Raw genomic sequence first — 18,606 nt, 5'->3', positions numbered from 1 at the left:
ATCCTTTCTGACAATGGAACTGTAAATTAATTATTTAAGGGTATAAAGATAATCTATTATCTTAATATAGTCAATTCTGGGCTGAAATCCAAGCGGAATGTAATGGCCATTCATTTCAATTTCACCCTTGGTGATTGATTTTCTCCCCCCATCCTTCATTCTCTCCCAATATGAGAGCAGATGATGTGCCTCTAACAGGAAAACTTCTTCGGTAGCCGAGAAGCGGAGGAGGACGAAACAAATCCCTTTCTGGGCTAAAACTTTCTCCATGTGCTTTACCTGGTGCTCATGAAAATTCTTTAAAGGGAAGGAGGTCGTGTTCTGGGTTTCTTTTGCTTCAAAATCAATATACCTGCCTTTATACACACCATTATAATCAGTTGTTGATGCTTGTTTGAAATAAGCTTCTTTAATAACAGCTGCACTTCTCTTTGGATAATCGACCTGTACGATTTGAACAGGCGTGGGCTTTTTATGAATAGTGGCTATTCCATGTTCCAAATAGAATTCATTGGTTTCATTTATATCTTCCTCCAGTGTCATTCCGCGATTGCTGTATGTCCATTTCTTCTCTGGAGTCAGTTTTTTGGCGCTATTAGCAGGCGGGGTATATCTCCTGCCATTAGGATAGTGGAAATTCATGAATTCACCTCATTTTCAGCTACTCCCTATGATAACAAAAGTACGCATGATTTGGTTGAATAAAAAGTTCTAAATAACAAAGTATATAGGAAACTCCAGTTAAGCAGTATTTTCCGGTTTTGCCCGGATGCTGCCTGATGCCCAAATATAGAACATTCATTTTCTGAGGTGAATTGCGGTGTTTCTTTCTGGGAAATTCCTGAACAGACATGAAAAAAAGGAACAGGCAATAAAGGATCATATTATGAAAATGACAGCCAAATATAACATGGACAATATCTCGAGAACGGAAGCTTATTTTCATTTTTACAAAAAGCACCCTGAAATACGCTGGGCGTTCCTGGCCTCCATGGTATCCCGTAATGCCGGCTGGAATATGTGCGATCTTGAAGGAAGCTGTTTTCCTAAATTGATAGGAAAGAAATTCAGGGATATGCTTTATATTACATATGAAAGGGCCAATTGGCTGATTTTTCAGGATGCATTTCCCCAGCTGCTCCTCTATCATTATTCGACGAAACTAAATAGGCCAATGTTTCATTTATTAAAAACTTTTCATGTATCGGCCTTTATGGAAAAGGAGTGGCTGTATTTCTGGAAAAATAGAAATAAAAAGAGATTAATGATTTCACTGATTATTAACGAACAAAATGTTATTCAAGAGCCTGTAATGGAGCATTCTATTTATAAAAATAAAGTATTTCATACATTGCTTTTTTCCTTTCAGGATTATCTTCATTTTAGTTCAGTCATCTTCCCTACTTGCAAAGGGGAATTATACGGGGCGAGTGTTAATGGTTTCCGCTCTGTGTCCAAAAGAATTGATCTTGGAAAACGGCTGGCAGAAATATTATTTGACACAAGTTATTATGACGACGTGTATGAATTTGCTTTTAACACGGTTCATACTGGTTCAAGGCATGATTATGAGAAATACTTTAAGGGAAGAAAACGGAGAACTACCCCTTTCTTACGCTGTACATACCCAATAATCACTCATCACATACATCAATTTACTGATTGGTCTGTCAAAAAACGCATAAAGAGTAAATGGACATCAGAATCGGTTGTCCTAAAACATCCCGTTCATATTAAAAAATGGTATTTGCATAAGCAGGACCAGCTTCACAAGGCTGCCAAGCTGGGAAAAATATTTCGCTCAATTTGTTAACAGAATAAAACTGCAAACAAAAAAGCAAGGAGTTCCTTGCTTTTTTAGTGTCTGCATCCAGCTCCAGCGCCTGCCCCCTTGAGGTCAGAAGCCAATCCTCTTCCGCTTTTGTTCTATTAAGTTGAAGGGCGGTCAGGACCTTCAAGCTTTTTATTGCCATAGCCTGCTTTTGTTTCTTCCAGCTTTTTTGGCTGAATTTTATTTTGTTTTTCTTTTTTTGCCATAACATAACACCTCCGTTCATTAGTTTGTTCAATGATGTTATTTTCATTCTTCGGAAGCTGTCGAAACCTTGCCGCTTCTATGCAAATAAGTACTTTCTTTGGCGAATCACTTCTAGTTTTGTCATGCATGGAGGAAACCTTCAGGGAAGATAGAATTTATGTAGGCACAAAGCAAATTTTCACTGTATCCTTCATTGTATTTATGGCAGATGGCAAGGGGAAAAAGAAATCGGGAGGTTTTTTGAATGCAGGGAAAAATGGTAGAAAAAGATGAATTGCTGGCCATGCTTTCAGAAATATATGATCAGCTTGAAGAGCTTGAAAATGTACTGGAGTCTAATTTGTCAGGACTTCGGCAGGATTGGTATTATGAACAGTCAGAAAAAATAGAGGCTTGTGAAAGCAGGCTCGAAGTGATTGAAGAAGATATGACGGCAATCAGGTCTGAGGCAGACAGTATAGAGAGCGCAAAAAGATCGGCACGAATGAAGCTTGAACTCGGCTTCTAAGTGGAATAGAATAGCAGTATCCTTCAGTAGCTAAAATTGACTAGCTACTTTTATTTTTGGAGATGAAGCCCATGGTAAATGAAAATTCCCTGCTGCAAATGACAGAAATGCTGCTTGAATATGTGGAGATCTCGGACAACAGGTATAAACAGGCTAAGGAATCAGGTGAAAAGGGTGATTTTTATAATGAAGTCAAACCTTTTGCTGATGAGGTTAAATCCATAAATGACAGATGGAAAGAAGAAGCCCGGGAGTGGGTTAGCATTCATAAACCACGAAATCTTTATTCACAGCAGATTGAATCTGCTTCTGAACATATTGAAATGGTTTCCATTCAGGCATTTTTTCCTGAAACAAGCAGAACCAGATTTATTAATTATGTTAATTCGGCTGTGTATGTGTTAAAGCAGTTGATAATATTATTAAGTGATGAAAAAAAGGGAACCTGAATCAGGCTCCCTTCATTAAATTCTTATGCATTTACTGAATCCTGGAGGGTATTATCTCTGTAGCTTTCTGGAACGGCCGCTCCTTGAGCTTCGAGCTCACGAACGAGATTTCGATAATCTGTACTGGAAATTTCATTATGGATATAGGCCTTTTTAGCAAAATCCAATAATTCATTAACATTTTCAGGAGTATACTCCCGCAGCTGATGAAACTTCATTTGTAGTTCGTGAACATTCATGATATTGCCTCCTCTAGAATAGATTCGCGGAGAAATTTCTTCCCCGCATTCCGGTAAATGAAAAAGCGGACAAGAAACAATTTGTTTTTTATATCCTAACATGAAAATTTATTTTTCATCGTTTTTAAAAAAATCAAACTTCCGACATCTTTCATCATAGTTAGACAAAATCGGAAAGCGCTTCCTTTTTTACTCATATTTTACTCCTTTCACATTCTGGGCAAATCATTCATATATTGTAGTGGTGATAATAAGAAAGCTACTGCCTGATATTATCGCTAATATACTTATCTTATTGAATGGGGAGGATGTTTGCCCATGTTTGGCCGAGTAATGAATAGAACGAACCATATACAGCCATACGGCCATTTAAATCAAAATGTATACTTTGATCCATTTTATATGGGGCCCAATGGCCAATATTATATGAGGCAGCAGCCATTGCAGAATTATAACCAAGCTGCCGAACAGTATAATCCTTATTATTCGCCTTTTAATATGGAATATCAGCAGCCGCAGCAAATGACAGGAATGCCGCAGAGTTTTCCGCACCAGCCCTATCCGCAGCAAAATTTTGATTCCGGATATTACTCACATACAGGATCAAAAAATGCAGGGATTTTTCAGAATCCGCTAGAATCTGAAGATTATTTTGGAAATCAGCCAAGTAAGCCAGCTGCTCCGCAAATGCCATACATGAATCCATATCCAAAGCAATCCTTCATTCCAAAACAGCCATCTGGCGTGCAAAGCATTATGAATTCGTTTAAAGCTCAGGACGGATCACTGGATCTTAATAAAATGGTGGACACAGCAGGCCAGATGATGTCTGCAGTCACACAGGTATCATCCATGGTTAAAGGGATTGGCGGAATATTTAAAGCTTAAAGGATCATGGCCGCACCGGCCTTTTTTTTATGTTTTAAAAAATCAGACTTGAAAAAAAATTAAATATATTTAAAAATAGAATAGCCGGTCTATTTTTAAATATATATAGGAAATATTATCTATGAGAATTTAATTGTTTTGATTGGCGAAATTTAGACAAAAGTGAAAAAATAGAAAAATGACTCTTAGTCATAAAAGGGGGGTTACTATGGTTCGTGCTGTGCAGCAAATTTTTATTATATTTGTATTAATTTTATTTCTTGCAGCTCTGCCAAAGATTATATCTGTTGATCCATTGAGCGGGAGTCTACAATGGAGCTTCGAAAGTCTGCCGCATATTTATGGAGATTTTATTTCTGAAATAAGCAAGGGAAGCCTTGGTACCTATGAGCTTGGGATGCAGACACGTCCTATAGCCGGGGACATTGCTGATAACTTTTTTACCAGCCTGCTGATTGTATTGGTTGCTGTAAATGCATCCTTAATTATAAGTCTAATTTTCGGAGTGTTTATCAGCCGCTTCAGGCTTACTAAGCTTTTTGGGGCTTTCATGAATATTCTTGCGGCCATACCTGACTTTATCATCATTGTGATGTCTATGATTCTTGCCGTTAAAATATATAAAATGACCGGTATCAGGGTGATTTCACTCAGACCGGATGGAGGAGCTCTCAACACATGGTTTCCCACAGCGCTTGCAGCGATTGCCCCGACGCTATATTTATTTAAGCTCGTGTCGGTCAAATATTATCAGACAAGCGGGGAGGATTATATTAAGACTGCAGTTGCTAAAGGAATGGGCTTAAATTACATAAATTTTCAGCATGTCTTCAAAAATTTAGAGCCATTTATCAAATCTGAACTTGTCAAAGTGATTTCCCTGGCTATTGGCAATCTCTTTATTATTGAATATATTATGAATGTTTCCGGCATAACAAAATTTATTTTTCAGAGCAGCGGGGTTCAGCCGATTGCAATCGGCTTGTTTGCCATGCTTTTGATTTCTTTAATTGTCTATATTTCTAATAGACTCATATTCTATCTGTTTAAACGGGGTTTTATCTATGAATAAGCTGTTAAAAATAAATTACTCCTTAATTATCGGAACTGTTATGGTTTCCGGCTTGCTTTTTTTCAGCATTTTCGGGCCTATTCTTGCACCGCATTCATTAACATCGGTTTTAGAAACACAATATACTAACGGGAAGGTTCTGGCACCGCCATTGGAACCTTTTGAATCCTCTTCCTATCCGCTGGGCACCGATAAATGGGGCTATGATATTTTATCCATGATTTTATATGGATTAAGGTACACTGTTTTTATTGCAGCTGCTGTGACTGTTATAAAAATGGCATTTGGAACAATCATCGGTTTGTATGCGGGCACCTTAAAAAGGACGCCAGGCTGGCTGATTGCTTTCGAAAATGCATGGAGCTATGTACCGCTTTTTCTGATCCTGTATTTTTTTCTTGCGCCAATAAGCTTCAACAGTAATCTTAAGCAAAATGTGTTAATTGTCTATTTTATAGTCATTGCGTCAGTCATCAGCATTCCAAGCATTGTGTCTTCTGTAAGGCTTAAAACCGCTCAGTTATATAAGTCTGTTTATATTGAAGCTGCAAAAGCCCTGGGGGCCGGAAAACACCGTCTGATCTGGAAGCATATTTTTCCTCAGTTAAAGGAAACGTTCCTAGTAATGTTTATACTTGAAATTGTCTACGTAATCGCCCTTATGGGCCAGCTGGCACTTTTAAATATCTTTGTCGGCGGAACCATTATGAGATATGACCCCATCATCTACCTGTCAGCAACAAAGGAGCTGGCGGGATTGGTTGGCCAGGCAAGATTAAATATTTATGGCAATACCCATATATTAATTGCACCATTAGCGGTCCTTTTGCTTGCAACTGTGTCTTTCAGTCTGCTGGCAAATGGACTGAAGAACCGCTTTCAATCAAACTATCAGCGTACTCCCTGGATTAAGACTGGGCATGAGCCATTAATACAGCCTTCCAGAAAACAATATGGCCGAAAAAAGAAATTCTGGTCATTCTCCGGTCCTAAAGCAGGCTTCGCTGCATTAGTCGTTGCTTTTGCAGGTGCAGGTGTCTATGTTGTGGCTGCAAAGGATTCAAATACAGGTGTTCAAAGCGGCAGCAAGGCGGATTATAACATTGATCTGGAAATGAACGGTGAAGGCTATTTCACTGCTAAAGCAAATATCCAGATGAAAAACCAATCAGATAAAGACTGGAATGAGCTTGTCTTTTATTTCATTCCGAACGTTTTTAAAGAGGGACATTCATTTGATTCTGTTGAAGGATCGTCTGAAGCAGAGATCGAAAAAGTGACAGTGAATGGGCAAAAAGCTTCTTTTAAGCTGGATGGTGATACGCTAACAATAAACTTAAAACCTGAAATGAAGGATAAAAGCAGACATAAGGTGGAGATCCAATATGGATTTACAGTCCCAGAAAGAGGCATCCGTTTTTCAAAAGCAGGTACAAATTATTATCTTGCTCAATGGTACCCAATGGCTGCAGTCTATCAAAAAGGCAAATGGAACAAAGAGCCTTATATGGAGGGGCTGGAAACATTTCATACAGGCTTCTCTGATTTCAAAGTTTCCTATAAGCTGCCTGAAGGGTATTCCCTGGCTTCCACAGCAGAAATAGATCCGGAAAAAGGAAAGAGTGAAGGGACAGTTAAAGCCAAAAAGGTCAGGGATTTCTTCATTGCAGTCATGAAGGATATGAAAGTGTATGAAACGGAAGCGCAAGACGGTGTGAAGGTCAGACTATTTTCAAAGGGGAATCATGACAAAAACCCGGAAGCATCGTTAACACTGGCCAAAAAAGCATTATCTTTCTATCAGAATAATATTGGTGATTACCCGCATGAGCAGCTTGATATTGTTTTGGATGAAGGGCAATTTATGGAATATCCCGGTATAGTCACTATAAATCCTTATATTGATGATAAAAGGTTTTATGATATTTCTATTGTTCATGAAATTGCTCATCAGTATTTTTATGGAGCAGTAGCTAATGACCCATACAACAATGCGTGGATTGATGAAGGGATTACTGAATTTGCCACCTCTATGTACTTCTATGCAGGACAAAACCAAACTGAACGACAGGCATTTGGCATCTCCCATTATCGGATGGAGGCTATCGAGGAAGCTGGTCTGGGCAGGCAATATTCAAATGTGCCGGTTAATGAGGTAAAGCATACAGGATATATTTATGGCCAGCCTGCTTTGGAGATTTTACAAATGATTCAGGAAAAGTATACCTTGAAAGGAGAATCCCCTAAGGAAGTGGGGATGCAGTTCCTGTCAGATTATTATCAGAAATTCCGCTATAAAGAGGTCGATACGAAGGAGTTTATATCCTTCACAAAGGATTATTTCAGTGTTCCGACCGGCTATTTCAATAATTGGATTGATACATCTAAACTGAACAGTTAAGCCCAGCTTAGATGACCCAAACAAAAACAAGCAGGCTTGATACTGCTTGTTTTTGTTTATCCAGACTCTATAAAAGTGCAGCCAGAATCAGTTCTCATCGATCAGGATTCTTTTTCCCTGCTCCTTAGGTACTGTGATTTGCAAAAGGCCATTTTGGTAAACCGCTTTTACTTTCTTTTCATTAACTGGCTGTGGAAGCGGAATTGTCCGGCTGGAACGCTGCATGCTTTGCTGCCTGCGGAAAATTTTGTTTTTTTCATCTTCTTCCGTTATCATCTCAGAGGATTTAACTGAAATGGTTATATAATTATCCAGGATATCAATCTGTATTTGCTCTTTATTTATTCCTGGAAGTTCCGCACTAATGATGTGTTCCTTTTCAGTTTCAGCAACATCAACATGGAAGGAAGAAGAAGCCGGGAAGGGATTTTTAAAGAAATCATCCATTGTCTGCAGAAATCCTCTGCCAGGTTTTTCATGGAAAAGCTGATTCATTGATCTCATCAAATCCCCAAATGGTTCGTTACGATCCTTTTTCTTTGGATCCTCCATATCCATCCATCCCCTCTCAAACAGGATTTTTCAACATATCGTATGCTGCCTATTGGGTGGATGTTCCTGTGGAATAATCAGGAAAAAGAAAAAACCGCATAGTGCGGTCTTAAAATATTGTTTCTAATAGCTGATCAGGGTTTATGATTAAATGTCCATCCTGGTCTGTTTCAATTAACATTTCTTTTTTCATTTTGGTTAAAGTCCTGCTGACCGTTTCCCTTGTGGTGCCAATCATATTGGCAAGGTCTTTATTTGTAAAGTCCCCTTTTAAAACAAAGCTGCCGTTTTCAAGTTTTTTTCCATGCATTTTGGCAAGCCGGATAAGCAATTTAATGATTTGCTCATAAGTATTGTTTAAAATTTGCGATTCCAGGCGCTCCTGCAGATCGACAATCTTCTCGCCAAGGACTTTAAACACCTTAATACATAACTCTGGATTTTCAATAAGCACCTTTTCAAATTGCGAAATAGGCACAACTACGAGCTGAGCGTTTTCCAGCACCTCGGAAAAAGCCGGGTACCCGCCTTTTCTGAAGAATCCCACATGAGGGAACATCTCGCCTTTTGCCAGGATGGCAACAATCTGTTCTTTGCCATTAATATCACTTCTATAAATCTTAACTCTGCCGTTGTTAATAAAATAAACATTATCCAGCGGGTCGTCCTGCAGAAAAACATGACTTCCTTTTTTCCATTCCCGTGATATGGATATCTCAACTACTTTATCCAGTTCTTCGCTGTTCAGCTCTTTAAAAAGAGAGAACTGGGAAAGAACTCCCTTAATTTCTTCTGCTTTCATAATCCACCTCTTGCTTCTGTCCTATTAAGCTTATTGTAACAAAAAACATTAATAACGTTTATCTTAAGAAAAGCTTATTTTACTAATCCCGGCTGTGACATCTAAATATATCGGACCTTCCTGGTGAAAAATGATTTTAATCCCTCGGCGAAAATATTAAAAGTTAAGATGGCATAGGTCATGGAAAATGCCGAGAAAAAAGGAATCCAAATTGGGCCTCTTATATCCTCAAAGGCTTTAATCATCATCATTGGCCAAGAAATCGAATTATTGACCAATTGCCAATCTCCTGTCATGGATTGAACCAAATCCTGTGAAATAAAAATGCCGATAAACCCTAATTGACCAAGCAGAAACATGACTTTTCCAAGATCAGTAACCATATATACAAGAAGCTTACTATACAGAAGAGGAAGATAGTATATTCTGAAAAGCCTGTAAGGTGAAGCTCCGGCAGCAATCCCTCCATTTATATACTCTTTAGATGAAATCTGATCAAATTCCAGCTTTATCATTTCAGCAGCACGGGGCATTTCTGCCAGAGCAATAATAAGGAGCAGGAATAAAGGGCGGTATTCACTCAGCAAAAATGGCGGCAGCATGGCAAGAAGCATGACAATGATGATGGTTGGAATATATGACAGCAGTCCATTCAGCCATTTAAGCAAGAGGTGTGTACCCAGCCATTTTTTGTGTGCAAGAAAGGAGAGCGGAATGGCCAGTACATAGCGAAGGACAGTTATACAGGCAACTAGCAAAATTGTTTCTTTTGCCCCCAGGATGATCAGACTGAGTAAATCCCTTCCGCTTTTGTCAGTGCCAAATATGTAATCCTCTGATGGCGGATAAGGCGGTATAACTGGCTTCTTATCCTCATTTAGGATGTATGTAATCGTTGTAAGCTCGCGGTCAACAAAAGGAAGATATGGTCCGGCAAACGTGATTGCCAGCAATAGCAGCAGCAAAAAGGTTCCTAAGCAAAATAAAGCATGTTTCTTGATCCATGATAAAATTCGCATCTCCATCACACCCTTTCCTTTTGGACGAGCCATAATTTTGCTGTCTGTGAAAGGATAATAGTTAAAAACATGATGAAGAGAAAGGGAAGCATCAGGGACAGTGCCTTAATTTCATCATTAGATGATATGCTGAATAGAAGTTCCTTGCCTGCCCCATTATAGCCTGCCAGCTTTTCAATGATTGGGAGACTGGATAGGATATAGAGCATCACCATCTGCGCCTGGTTCATAATGGGGGACCAGCAATTCCATAGCATGTGAAGAAGTGCTTTGAAGTCGCCAAGCCCTTTTGCATATGCTGTGCGCACATACTCTTCGCCCATTTCATTTTCAAGAGCAGCCGTTGTAAAACGGGACATGTGCAAAAATGGAAACAAGGATAATGAAATGAGCGGCAATAAAAAGCTATACCAATTTTCATGTCCATAAAGCTTAAAGTGCGGAAGTCCATGCTGCATCATGAGAATGAAAAGATACTGTATGGCAATAAACAGAAAAAAATCGGGTATGGAAGAAAACATCCAGGAAAGAAAATTCTGCAGTTTCCCGGTGAACTTTGTTCTCCGGTAAAATTGGACAGCACCCATTAATGTGCCAAGAAGCATGCTGACAATGAAAGCAGGCAGAACAATTTTTAAGCTGCGCGCAACGAATATTCCAGCTTCTTCACTAACGGGGCGTCCGGTGCGGGCTTCCCCTAATCCTTTTTCAGTTAAAATATGGCCTGTGAAATCTTCTATTCTTTCCAGATATAGTTCAAAACTGAAGGGGTAATCTGCTTCAATTTGAAAGGCCGATAAAAAGGTTACTTCCTTTTCTCTTGGAAGAAAAAGAATCAGGATAAACCCAATGACAATTAACATAAATACACCTGTTGATTTTAAAATACTTTGCAGCACGACTTCACCTCATTTGAGAAAAAATGGATATGCTATATTTTCTTATATTTAGAACTTTCAGTCAATTTTTCTGTGAATCTGAAAATAAAGATTAAAGACTTTAAGGCTTAGTAGAAATTATTCCATAAAAAGTTAATAGAAATTAAGAGTTTGCTCTGTTAGAACGAACGTTTATTCGATAGAATAGGAAGATGAGGTGAAATAGATGAAAGTGCGAAAAAATTTGCCTGAAATCATGAAACAGCTTATATCTGAACAGCAATATAAAGAGAATATTGTCCATTGGCACACAATAGAAGAAAAAGAGGCTAAGACTGCCAGCCTTCCGGAAAACATTCATCCATCCTTAAAGGGTGCACTCCAAAAAAGGGGCATTTCAAGGCTTTATACACATCAGAAAACATCTTATCAGACAGCCATGAATGGGGACAGTCTGGTAGCTGTTACTCCAACTGCATCTGGAAAAACGCTTTGCTACAACCTTCCAGTCCTGCAGACGATCGTAAATGATCCAGATGCAAGGGCGCTTTATATGTTTCCGACAAAAGCATTGGCTCAGGACCAAAAAAGCGAAATCAATGAAATCATCCAGGAGTCCGGATTGGATATAAATTCCTATACATATGACGGGGATACACCGGCAAACATCCGGCAAAAAGTTCGCAGGGCCGGGCATGTAGTTATAACAAATCCCGACATGCTTCACTCGGCAATATTGCCTCACCATACAAAGTGGGTATCCTTGTTTGAAAATTTAAAGTATGTGGTCATAGATGAACTTCATATTTACAGAGGGGTATTTGGCAGTCATGTAGCAAATGTTATTCGCCGCCTTAGACGAATTTGCCGTTTTTATGGCAGCGACCCCATTTTTATCTGTACATCTGCAACAATAGCCAATCCTCTGGAGCTGGCAGAAAAGCTTACTGAAAAGCCGATGAAACTCGTGAATAATAATGGAGCTCCAAGCGGGAAGAAACATTTTGTATTTTATAATCCTCCAATCGTCAATAAACCGCTGAATATCAGAAGAAGTGCAACTCTCGAAGCGAGAAAGCTCGCAGGAGAACTTCTGAAAAATAAAATCCAGACCATTGTATTTGCAAGAAGCAGGGTCAGAGTCGAAATCCTGCTGACGTACCTCCAGGAGCTTGTCAAACATAAACTGGGGCCTAAAGCAATTCGGGGTTATAGAGGCGGTTATTTGCCAACCCAGAGACGGGAAATTGAAAAAGGACTGCGTTCAGGGGAGATTTATGGAGTTATCAGCACAAATGCCCTTGAACTGGGAGTGGATATCGGACAGCTGCAGGTTTGTGTCATGACCGGATACCCCGGTACCATTGCCAGCTCATGGCAGCAGGCTGGACGTGCAGGCAGAAGGCATGGTGAATCGCTTGTCATTATGGTGGCAAGCTCCAGTCCGCTGGATCAATATGTTATTCAGAATCCTGATTACTTTTTTAATAAAAGTCCTGAAACAGCCAGAATTAACCCGGATAACCTTATTATTCTCGTTGATCATATCAAATGTGCAGCCTATGAGCTCCCTTTTAATGCCGGGGAACGTTTTGGCACTTTTGAAACTGAAGAGGTATTGGAATACCTGGCGGAGGAAAGGGTGCTTCATCAGAACGGTGACAAATTTTATTGGATGAAAGACTCATTTCCTGCCCACAACATCAGTCTTCGTTCAGCATCACAGGAGAATGTTATCATAATTGATCAGTCAGATATTGCGAATGTAAAAGTAATTGGTGAAATGGACCGCTTTTCCGCTATGACCCTTCTCCACGATGAGGCAATCTATCTTCATCAGGGAACCCAGTTTCAGGTGGAAATGCTTGATTGGGAAGAGAAGAAGGCATTTGTCCGGGAAGTGGATGTAGACTATTTTACGGATGCTAATCTGGCAGTAGAGCTCAAAGTGCTTGAGCAGGATAAAATCAGGTCGTCATCCATTGGAGAGATTGGCTTTGGGGATGTCAGTGTTGTAGCAATGGCAACAATATTTAAAAAAATTAAGTTTGAAACACATGAAAATATTGGATCCGGTCCAATAACACTTCCTGAAGAAGAGCTCCATACAAGCTCAACCTGGCTTTCGTTTAACCGGGAATCCTTGAATTATAAACAGGACCGGCTTGAACAGGGACTCATTGGAACAGCACATGCGCTCAAGCATATTGTGCCGTTATTTGTTATGTGCGATCCTCAGGACGTTCATGTTATCCCGCAAGTGAAAGCTGCCCATAATGAAAAGCCGACGATCTTTTTTTACGACAGGTATCCTGGCGGTGTAGGGTTAAGTGAGAAAATTTTCGGGGGAATCGAATATATCATGCACGAAACGATGGAAATGGTCAGCAGATGTGCATGTGACCATGGCTGTCCTTCCTGCATAGGAACAGATACCTCATCAGAAACGGCCAAAAAAGACGTACTCAGGATTCTCGGCTCTTTTAAAAATGGCGTTAATAGCGCAGGTGATAGAATTGTCCATTAAAAACAAGCTGAACAGGCTTAAGGGCCATCTTGGCACAGATAAAGATAAACAGCCTTCATCCGTCCCAAAACATGAGAATAAGGCCGATGTCCCTTTTAAAGAAGTATGGACTAAAGAAGGTGTTTATCCGTATTACTTTGAAGACTCTTACTGTCTTGTAAGGGAAAAAGAATACAGCCTTGATTACAGGCATGGAATCTATACTTTTGGACAGTTTACAGCAGCGGTGGATGCCTGGAATTCTTCCGGCCTCAAACATCCGCTGTCTGCATCCGGTCACGGGCCGGAAAGTCTTTTCTTTTTTGATACAGAGACAACCGGTTTGGGCGGTGGTACTGGCAATACTATCTTCCTTCTTGGCCAAGCCAGCCTGCAGGGAAGCAAAATAAAGCTGAAACAGCACATTCTCCCTCAGCCGGGTGCTGAGATAGCTTTATATAAAAGTTTTCTGGAAAGCATAGATTATTCAACAATGGTCACATACAACGGGAAAGCTTTCGACTGGCCGCAGGTTAAAACGAGACATACCCTGTTAAGGGAGCATGTTCCAAAACTCCCGCCGTTTGGACATTTTGATTTATATCATGCTGCAAGGAGAATGTGGAAGCACAAGCTTGAAAGAATAAAGCTTGCTGCAGTGGAGAAAGATGTTCTGGGGATTGAAAGAAAAGATGATATTCCAGGGTTTCTGGCACCAATGATTTATTTTGATTTTATTGAAAGAAAAGATCCTGAAGGCATGCTGGGAATCATAAAGCATAATGAAATTGATATCCTATCCCTGATCAGCCTGTATACACATCTTTCTTTCCAGATTCTGCAGCTGGATGAAAGACAGACATCACGTGAGGTTTATGAAGTGGGAAGGTGGCTTTCCACACTGGGTGAATCTTCACAGGCAGCAAATGCCTTCAATAAAATATCTGAAGGAGAGTCATCTGAAGCTTTGGATGCCAGGTTTGCATTAGCTTTTGAGCATAAGAAACATAAAAATTGGGATGAGGCAGCAAAATTATGGAAGGATATTGCTGAAAAAGGCTTGATCAATATGAAGGCAGTATCATGCATTGAACTGGCCAAGATTTACGAGCATCGAATAAAGGATATAAGCCAGGCTATACTCTATTCAAATAAAGCGTTAAACCTGCTGGAAGCAGATAACGGAACAGAAAAACTGAAAATAAAACAGGAAGATGTACACCGGCGGATTGTACGGCTTAAACGAAAATTTAATCGAGCTAATATCTCCTTGTAACATAATTTTAATATACCAGACAAAAAAATCCACTATTTCCTAGTTGTATGTACTTCTTCTAACAGTTAAAATTATAACTTGTGTGGTACTTTTTTAGGAATTTTTTATAGTGAGGCTGGTAAAAGATGTATAAAGCAATCTTATTTTTATTCTTCCTTGTAATTTTCACTACTGCAATCGTTTTCTCCAATTTAAAAGACAGTTTCTACAGTATGCTCTAAGGCTAGTACCTATAAAATAGGTGTTTTCATTAGTACAAGATTACTCTTTCTAACATAGGTTGTTAATGTAAAAACAATTTCGAAAGGGGATCTTTACATGTATTGCAGACCAAGACCTTCGCAGGTGATGCCTGCTGTTGTTCATCCGACAAAATGCTGTGTAACTCATTCGTTCCAGAACATTGTGGTTCCGCACATTCATCCTACGCATCATACTCATGTAAACCACATTAACTATGAGAATCAGCACTCTTACCCGCACACGCAGTCAAATGTTAACCAGGTTACACAATCGAATGTGAATATGGGACCAAGACCTGGCGTGGCAGGTGCATATAGCCCAGGAATGGGGCCAGGTATGGGAATGGGCCCTGGTATGGGAATGGGTCCAGGATATGGCGGACCTGGAACTGGCGTAGCTGGAGCATCAACGGGAATGGGTCCAAAACAAGGGCCAAGTTTTTCCGGCAGATAAAAGACAAGGGCTTTATGCCCTTGTTTTATTTATATAAACGGCAGGTTACTCAGCCAGATTTCCTTAAGGAGTTTTGCAATTGACAAAAGTAGCAGTTATTTCAGGGTACAAGCCTTTTGAAGTAGGGATATTTAAAAACGATGCCCCTGCTGTCAGCTATATTAAAACCGCAATCAGAAAAAGCCTGCTTTCATTGCTGGATGACGGTCTGGAGTGGGTAATCATCAGCGGACAGCTTGGTGCAGAACTTTGGGCAGCTGAAGTTGTTTATGATCTTCAGATCGAAGGTTACGAAGACCTGAAGCTTGCAGTCATTACTCCCTTTTTAGATCAGGAAGCTTCCTGGAAGGCTGCCAACAAAGAATGGTATGAATCTATATTGGTTCAGGCAGATTTTGTTGATTCGGTAACAAAAAAACCTTATGAAAGCCCGCTGCAATTCAGATTGAAAAATCATTTTTTGGTCAGTAAGAGCGATGTTCTGCTGCTGTTTTATGATATGGAAAAAGAGGGAAGCCCTAAGTATCTGTATGAAACCGCAAAAAAATATCAGGAAGAAAATGAATATGATATTAGACTAATCACCTTTTATGATTTACAATTGGTTGTAGAAGAAGAACAACTCTCTCAGAGAGACTCATTTGAATAATGCTCAGATAAATTGACAAATGTACATATCTCTGGAAAAATAGTATTAATTATGATTGCCGATATACTGAGGTGAGTGTCATGCTATCCGATAAAATTAAATTAACTGCAAAAGATATTTTGGAAAAAGAGTTTAAGACAGCCATGAGAGGTTACAAGCCTGAAGATGTCGATAAGTTTTTAGATTTGGTCATTAAAGACTACGAAGCATTCCATCAGGAAATTGAAGATCTGCAGCTGGAAAATATGAAGCTGAAAAAACAGGTTGAGGAAGCTTCACGCAGACCGGCAGCACAAACTGCAGGAACAACCAATTTTGACATCCTAAAAAGATTATCAAATCTGGAAAAACACGTTTTTGGCAGTAAATTGTATGATTGACAGTATTTATCGGACTTTCCAGTTTAAAACCATTGCTATTCCATCACAGATTACATATAATATTCTTTGTGATCATTAATAGCGTTCGGGTAATCGCTGCAATATATCTTATATTGTAGAGGAAAGTCCATGCTCGCACAGGCTGAGATGCCTGTAGTGTTCGTGCCTAGCGAATTCATAAGCTAGGGCAGTCGGAGCTGGCTCTGGCTGACGGCAGGGAAAATGCCTAAGTCCTTCGGGATATGGCATGAATACCTTGAAAGTGCCACAGTGACGTAGCCTTTTCAGAAATGAAAAGGGTGGAACGAGGTAAACCCCGCGAGCGAGAAACCCAAATGATGGTAGGGGCACTTTCCCTGAGGAAATGAACAACGGGAAGGACAGGCAGAAGCCTGTAGATAGATGATTACCACCTGAGTACGAGACATTTGTCGCTTGCAGTACTACGGTACAAAACATGGCTTACAGAACGTTATTAGTGAGACAGTATGAGTGTTATAAATTCAAGCTCTCCTTTTTGGGAGAGCTTTTTTACTTTGCTGCAGGCTGGTAAGAAGTATATGCTGATTTCAAGATGACTACTCAGAGGACCTGAGAGTCTCATTGCGGCTAAAGAAATAAACAGATATACTTTATGTGTTGATTGCTATGTCCAGTTAGGGTATACATAATAGAAATAAGAATTTAGGTTAGGGTGAAAATAAATATGTCTAAATACGATTTAATCGCCACTACGGCCATGGGCCTTGAGGCACTTGCTGCCAAAGAAGTGCGCGATCTTGGATATGAATGTGAAGTTGAAAATGGCAGAATAACATTTAAAGGCGATGAAGCTGCAATTGTCCGGTCTAATTTATGGCTGAGAACAGCAGATCGGGTTCGCATAAAAGTGGGAGAATTTAAAGCAACGAGTTTTGACGAGCTTTTTGAAAAAACTAAAGCGCTGCCCTGGGAAAGGTATATGCCAGAAAACGCCGAATTCCCAGTATCAGGGAAATCTGTGAAGTCCAAGCTTTTTTCTGTTTCCGATTGTCAGGCGATTGTCAAGAAAGCAATCGTTGAACGCATGAGAACAAAGTATAATAAGACAGGCTGGCTTGAAGAAAATGGGCCCCTATTTAAAATAGAAGTCGCTCTCCATAAAGATGTAGCCCTTCTGACCATCGATGCCAGCGGAAGCGGCCTCCATAAACGGGGATATCGTGCAGGGCAGGGGGAAGCTCCATTGAAGGAAACACTTGCAGCTGCATTGGTTATGCTGACAAATTGGAACCCTGATAAGCCATTTGCTGATCCCTTCTGCGGATCCGGCACTATCCCGATAGAAGCAGCATTAATCGGACAGAATATTGCACCCGGTTTCAATCGTGAATTCATTTCGGAAGGGTGGTCCTGGATTCCTGAAAAAGTCTGGGAAGATGCAAGAAATGAAGCTGAAGACCTGGCAAACTATGATCAGCCAATCGATATAACAGGTGCTGACATTGATCACAGGATGGTTAAGATAGCAGAAGAAAATGCTTTCGAAGCTGGGTTGGGTGATTTGATCAACTTCAAACAAATGCAAGTGCGTGATTTTACGACTGCTAAGGAATATGGTGTCATTGTCGGGAATCCTCCATATGGGGAACGCCTTGGTGAGAAGGCTGCGGTACAGCGAATGTATGCAGAGATGGGAAGTGCCTTTGCTCCTCTTGACACGTGGTCCATTTATATCCTGACTTCAGACGAGGAATTTGAGACTCACTATGGAAGAAAAGCAACTAAAAAACGAAAGCTCTTCAATGGCTTTATTCGTACAGACTATTATCAGTACTGGGGCAAAAGACCGCCGAGAAATAATTAGCAGCAAAAGCATAAAACCTCCTGAAACTGTATAGAATATATCTATCTGATTCTTTTTTCAGGAGGGGTGGCAATGAAACATTCCAGCATCGATTTCCATAAAATTTCCCAGGCGCTGAATGGAACACTTGAAGCAATACACGGAGACGGTGATCCATCTGCAGAGGCACTGGAGAGTCTTAAAAACGCACAGGATGAACTTCAGCAGGCATTGTCATTTTCTATGTCACGTTTCAACTAGTCGTTTATCGCAGTCTAACGGGCAGTAAGACCCCCACTTCAAGAGATAAGTGGGGGTCAAACTGCCCGTAAAGGCCCGTAAAGAAGAACAAAGACTAAGAACGCCACATCCTGTGGCAACGTCTTTGTGACCCACTTTCCGTGGGCCTCAACTAACAATCAGTGGGG

At 40.1% G+C, this 18,606-nt stretch carries 19 protein-coding genes and 1 other RNA gene; 14 read left to right on the top strand and 6 right to left on the bottom strand.

Going from position 1 to position 18,606, the window contains the following annotated elements; genetic code table 11:
- Positions 1-30 precede the first annotated feature (30 nt).
- Positions 31-642: a Holliday junction resolvase RecU gene (gene recU, locus AC3WTL_RS18225; RefSeq protein ID WP_095244652.1), complete on the bottom strand. Its 612-nt coding sequence runs from the start codon at positions 640-642 to the stop codon at positions 31-33.
- Between the two features lie 178 nt (positions 643-820).
- Between recU and AC3WTL_RS18220 the strand changes: the two genes are divergently transcribed.
- The 3 genes from AC3WTL_RS18220 to AC3WTL_RS18210 all read left to right on the top strand — a co-directional run bounded on the left by AC3WTL_RS18220 (position 821) and on the right by AC3WTL_RS18210 (position 2,995).
- Positions 821-1,813 (top strand): DUF2515 domain-containing protein, encoded by a 993-nt coding sequence (locus AC3WTL_RS18220; protein WP_163141890.1) that lies wholly within the window; start codon positions 821-823, stop codon positions 1,811-1,813.
- A 469-nt stretch (positions 1,814-2,282) separates the two neighbouring features.
- Complete coding sequence (locus AC3WTL_RS18215; RefSeq protein ID WP_048008329.1) at positions 2,283-2,546, top strand: hypothetical protein; 264 nt, start codon at positions 2,283-2,285, stop codon at positions 2,544-2,546.
- A gap of 71 nt (positions 2,547-2,617) precedes the next feature.
- Entirely contained in the window at positions 2,618-2,995 is a 378-nt protein-coding gene (locus AC3WTL_RS18210; RefSeq protein WP_492369845.1) for a YppE family protein, read from the top strand.
- A gap of 23 nt (positions 2,996-3,018) precedes the next feature.
- Here AC3WTL_RS18210 and AC3WTL_RS18205 read toward each other — a convergent pair whose 3' ends face one another.
- The gene (locus tag AC3WTL_RS18205) at positions 3,019-3,234 is read right to left on the bottom strand and encodes a YppF family protein (protein WP_048008331.1); all 216 of its coding nucleotides are present in this window, start codon (positions 3,232-3,234) and stop codon (positions 3,019-3,021) included.
- A gap of 318 nt (positions 3,235-3,552) precedes the next feature.
- On the opposite strand from AC3WTL_RS18205, the gene AC3WTL_RS18200 reads away from it, so the two are divergent.
- The 3 genes from AC3WTL_RS18200 to AC3WTL_RS18190 all read left to right on the top strand — a co-directional run bounded on the left by AC3WTL_RS18200 (position 3,553) and on the right by AC3WTL_RS18190 (position 7,595).
- Positions 3,553-4,122: a YppG family protein gene (locus AC3WTL_RS18200; protein WP_248348563.1), complete on the top strand. Its 570-nt coding sequence runs from the start codon at positions 3,553-3,555 to the stop codon at positions 4,120-4,122.
- Between the two features lie 208 nt (positions 4,123-4,330).
- Positions 4,331-5,194 (top strand): ABC transporter permease subunit, encoded by an 864-nt coding sequence (locus AC3WTL_RS18195; RefSeq protein WP_197247654.1) that lies wholly within the window; start codon positions 4,331-4,333, stop codon positions 5,192-5,194.
- Complete coding sequence (locus AC3WTL_RS18190) at positions 5,187-7,595, top strand: ABC transporter permease subunit (RefSeq protein ID WP_222497917.1); 2,409 nt, start codon at positions 5,187-5,189, stop codon at positions 7,593-7,595. The genes AC3WTL_RS18195 and AC3WTL_RS18190 overlap by 8 nt, the downstream gene beginning before the upstream one ends.
- Before the next feature lie 87 nt (positions 7,596-7,682).
- Here AC3WTL_RS18190 and AC3WTL_RS18185 read toward each other — a convergent pair whose 3' ends face one another.
- From AC3WTL_RS18185 to AC3WTL_RS18170, 4 genes are all read right to left on the bottom strand, one after another.
- Positions 7,683-8,147: an Hsp20 family protein gene (locus AC3WTL_RS18185; protein WP_222497919.1), complete on the bottom strand. Its 465-nt coding sequence runs from the start codon at positions 8,145-8,147 to the stop codon at positions 7,683-7,685.
- A gap of 109 nt (positions 8,148-8,256) precedes the next feature.
- A complete protein-coding gene (locus AC3WTL_RS18180; protein ID WP_048008336.1) occupies positions 8,257-8,949 on the bottom strand; it encodes a Crp/Fnr family transcriptional regulator in 693 nt (230 codons plus the stop codon).
- Between the two features lie 101 nt (positions 8,950-9,050).
- On the bottom strand, positions 9,051-9,974 hold the full coding sequence (locus tag AC3WTL_RS18175) for a peptide ABC transporter permease (RefSeq protein ID WP_248348567.1): 924 nt from the start codon (positions 9,972-9,974) through the stop codon (positions 9,051-9,053).
- Positions 9,974-10,867: an ABC transporter permease gene (locus tag AC3WTL_RS18170; protein ID WP_248348569.1), complete on the bottom strand. Its 894-nt coding sequence runs from the start codon at positions 10,865-10,867 to the stop codon at positions 9,974-9,976. Before AC3WTL_RS18170 ends, AC3WTL_RS18175 begins: the two co-directional genes overlap by 1 nt.
- 205 nt (positions 10,868-11,072) lie before the next feature.
- Between AC3WTL_RS18170 and AC3WTL_RS18165 the strand changes: the two genes are divergently transcribed.
- The 8 genes from AC3WTL_RS18165 (at position 11,073) to AC3WTL_RS18130 (ending at position 18,439) form a co-directional block, all read left to right on the top strand.
- Positions 11,073-13,373 (top strand): DEAD/DEAH box helicase, encoded by a 2,301-nt coding sequence (locus tag AC3WTL_RS18165; RefSeq protein WP_222497923.1) that lies wholly within the window; start codon positions 11,073-11,075, stop codon positions 13,371-13,373.
- Positions 13,363-14,628 (top strand): ribonuclease H-like domain-containing protein, encoded by a 1,266-nt coding sequence (locus AC3WTL_RS18160; RefSeq protein WP_492369844.1) that lies wholly within the window; start codon positions 13,363-13,365, stop codon positions 14,626-14,628. The genes AC3WTL_RS18165 and AC3WTL_RS18160 overlap by 11 nt, the downstream gene beginning before the upstream one ends.
- 318 nt (positions 14,629-14,946) lie before the next feature.
- Complete coding sequence (locus tag AC3WTL_RS18155; protein ID WP_341075392.1) at positions 14,947-15,324, top strand: CotD family spore coat protein; 378 nt, start codon at positions 14,947-14,949, stop codon at positions 15,322-15,324.
- A gap of 79 nt (positions 15,325-15,403) precedes the next feature.
- Positions 15,404-15,973 carry an SLOG family protein gene (locus AC3WTL_RS18150; protein ID WP_197247662.1) on the top strand — a complete coding sequence of 190 codons (570 nt, stop codon included), beginning with the start codon at positions 15,404-15,406 and terminating at the stop codon, positions 15,971-15,973.
- Between the two features lie 80 nt (positions 15,974-16,053).
- Positions 16,054-16,353, top strand: a complete 300-nt coding sequence (gene gpsB, locus AC3WTL_RS18145) for a cell division regulator GpsB (RefSeq protein ID WP_048008342.1) — start codon at positions 16,054-16,056, stop codon at positions 16,351-16,353.
- 81 nt (positions 16,354-16,434) lie between these two features.
- Positions 16,435-16,823, top strand: an RNA gene (rnpB, locus tag AC3WTL_RS18140) — RNase P RNA component class B.
- A 236-nt stretch (positions 16,824-17,059) separates the two neighbouring features.
- Complete coding sequence (locus AC3WTL_RS18135) at positions 17,060-18,199, top strand: THUMP domain-containing class I SAM-dependent RNA methyltransferase (RefSeq protein ID WP_222497927.1); 1,140 nt, start codon at positions 17,060-17,062, stop codon at positions 18,197-18,199.
- Between the two features lie 72 nt (positions 18,200-18,271).
- On the top strand, positions 18,272-18,439 hold the full coding sequence (locus AC3WTL_RS18130; RefSeq protein WP_175609136.1) for a hypothetical protein: 168 nt from the start codon (positions 18,272-18,274) through the stop codon (positions 18,437-18,439).
- The last annotated feature ends 167 nt before the right edge of the window (positions 18,440-18,606 follow it).

The organism is Cytobacillus sp. EB106-05-05-XG126 (genome assembly GCF_058791715.1).
This window is presented reverse-complemented; position numbering and strand designations above follow the sequence as displayed.

Bases quoted from the DNA above. Each gene is read 5' to 3' on its own strand.
- AC3WTL_RS18190 (WP_222497917.1), top strand. From the start codon at position 5,187: ATGAATAAGCTGTTAAAAATAAATTACTCCTTAATTATCGGAACTGTT.
- AC3WTL_RS18205 (WP_048008331.1), bottom strand. From the start codon at position 3,234: ATGAATGTTCACGAACTACAAATGAAGTTTCATCAGCTGCGGGAGTAT.
- AC3WTL_RS18135 (WP_222497927.1), top strand. From the start codon at position 17,060: ATGTCTAAATACGATTTAATCGCCACTACGGCCATGGGCCTTGAGGCA.
- AC3WTL_RS18195 (WP_197247654.1), top strand. From the start codon at position 4,331: ATGGTTCGTGCTGTGCAGCAAATTTTTATTATATTTGTATTAATTTTA.
- AC3WTL_RS18130 (WP_175609136.1), top strand. From the start codon at position 18,272: ATGAAACATTCCAGCATCGATTTCCATAAAATTTCCCAGGCGCTGAAT.
- recU (WP_095244652.1), bottom strand. From the start codon at position 642: ATGAATTTCCACTATCCTAATGGCAGGAGATATACCCCGCCTGCTAAT.
- AC3WTL_RS18155 (WP_341075392.1), top strand. From the start codon at position 14,947: ATGTATTGCAGACCAAGACCTTCGCAGGTGATGCCTGCTGTTGTTCAT.
- AC3WTL_RS18200 (WP_248348563.1), top strand. From the start codon at position 3,553: ATGTTTGGCCGAGTAATGAATAGAACGAACCATATACAGCCATACGGC.
- AC3WTL_RS18175 (WP_248348567.1), bottom strand. From the start codon at position 9,974: ATGGAGATGCGAATTTTATCATGGATCAAGAAACATGCTTTATTTTGC.
- AC3WTL_RS18215 (WP_048008329.1), top strand. From the start codon at position 2,283: ATGCAGGGAAAAATGGTAGAAAAAGATGAATTGCTGGCCATGCTTTCA.
- AC3WTL_RS18210 (WP_492369845.1), top strand. From the start codon at position 2,618: ATGGTAAATGAAAATTCCCTGCTGCAAATGACAGAAATGCTGCTTGAA.
- AC3WTL_RS18165 (WP_222497923.1), top strand. From the start codon at position 11,073: ATGAAAGTGCGAAAAAATTTGCCTGAAATCATGAAACAGCTTATATCT.
- AC3WTL_RS18185 (WP_222497919.1), bottom strand. From the start codon at position 8,147: ATGGAGGATCCAAAGAAAAAGGATCGTAACGAACCATTTGGGGATTTG.
- AC3WTL_RS18180 (WP_048008336.1), bottom strand. From the start codon at position 8,949: ATGAAAGCAGAAGAAATTAAGGGAGTTCTTTCCCAGTTCTCTCTTTTT.
- gpsB (WP_048008342.1), top strand. From the start codon at position 16,054: ATGCTATCCGATAAAATTAAATTAACTGCAAAAGATATTTTGGAAAAA.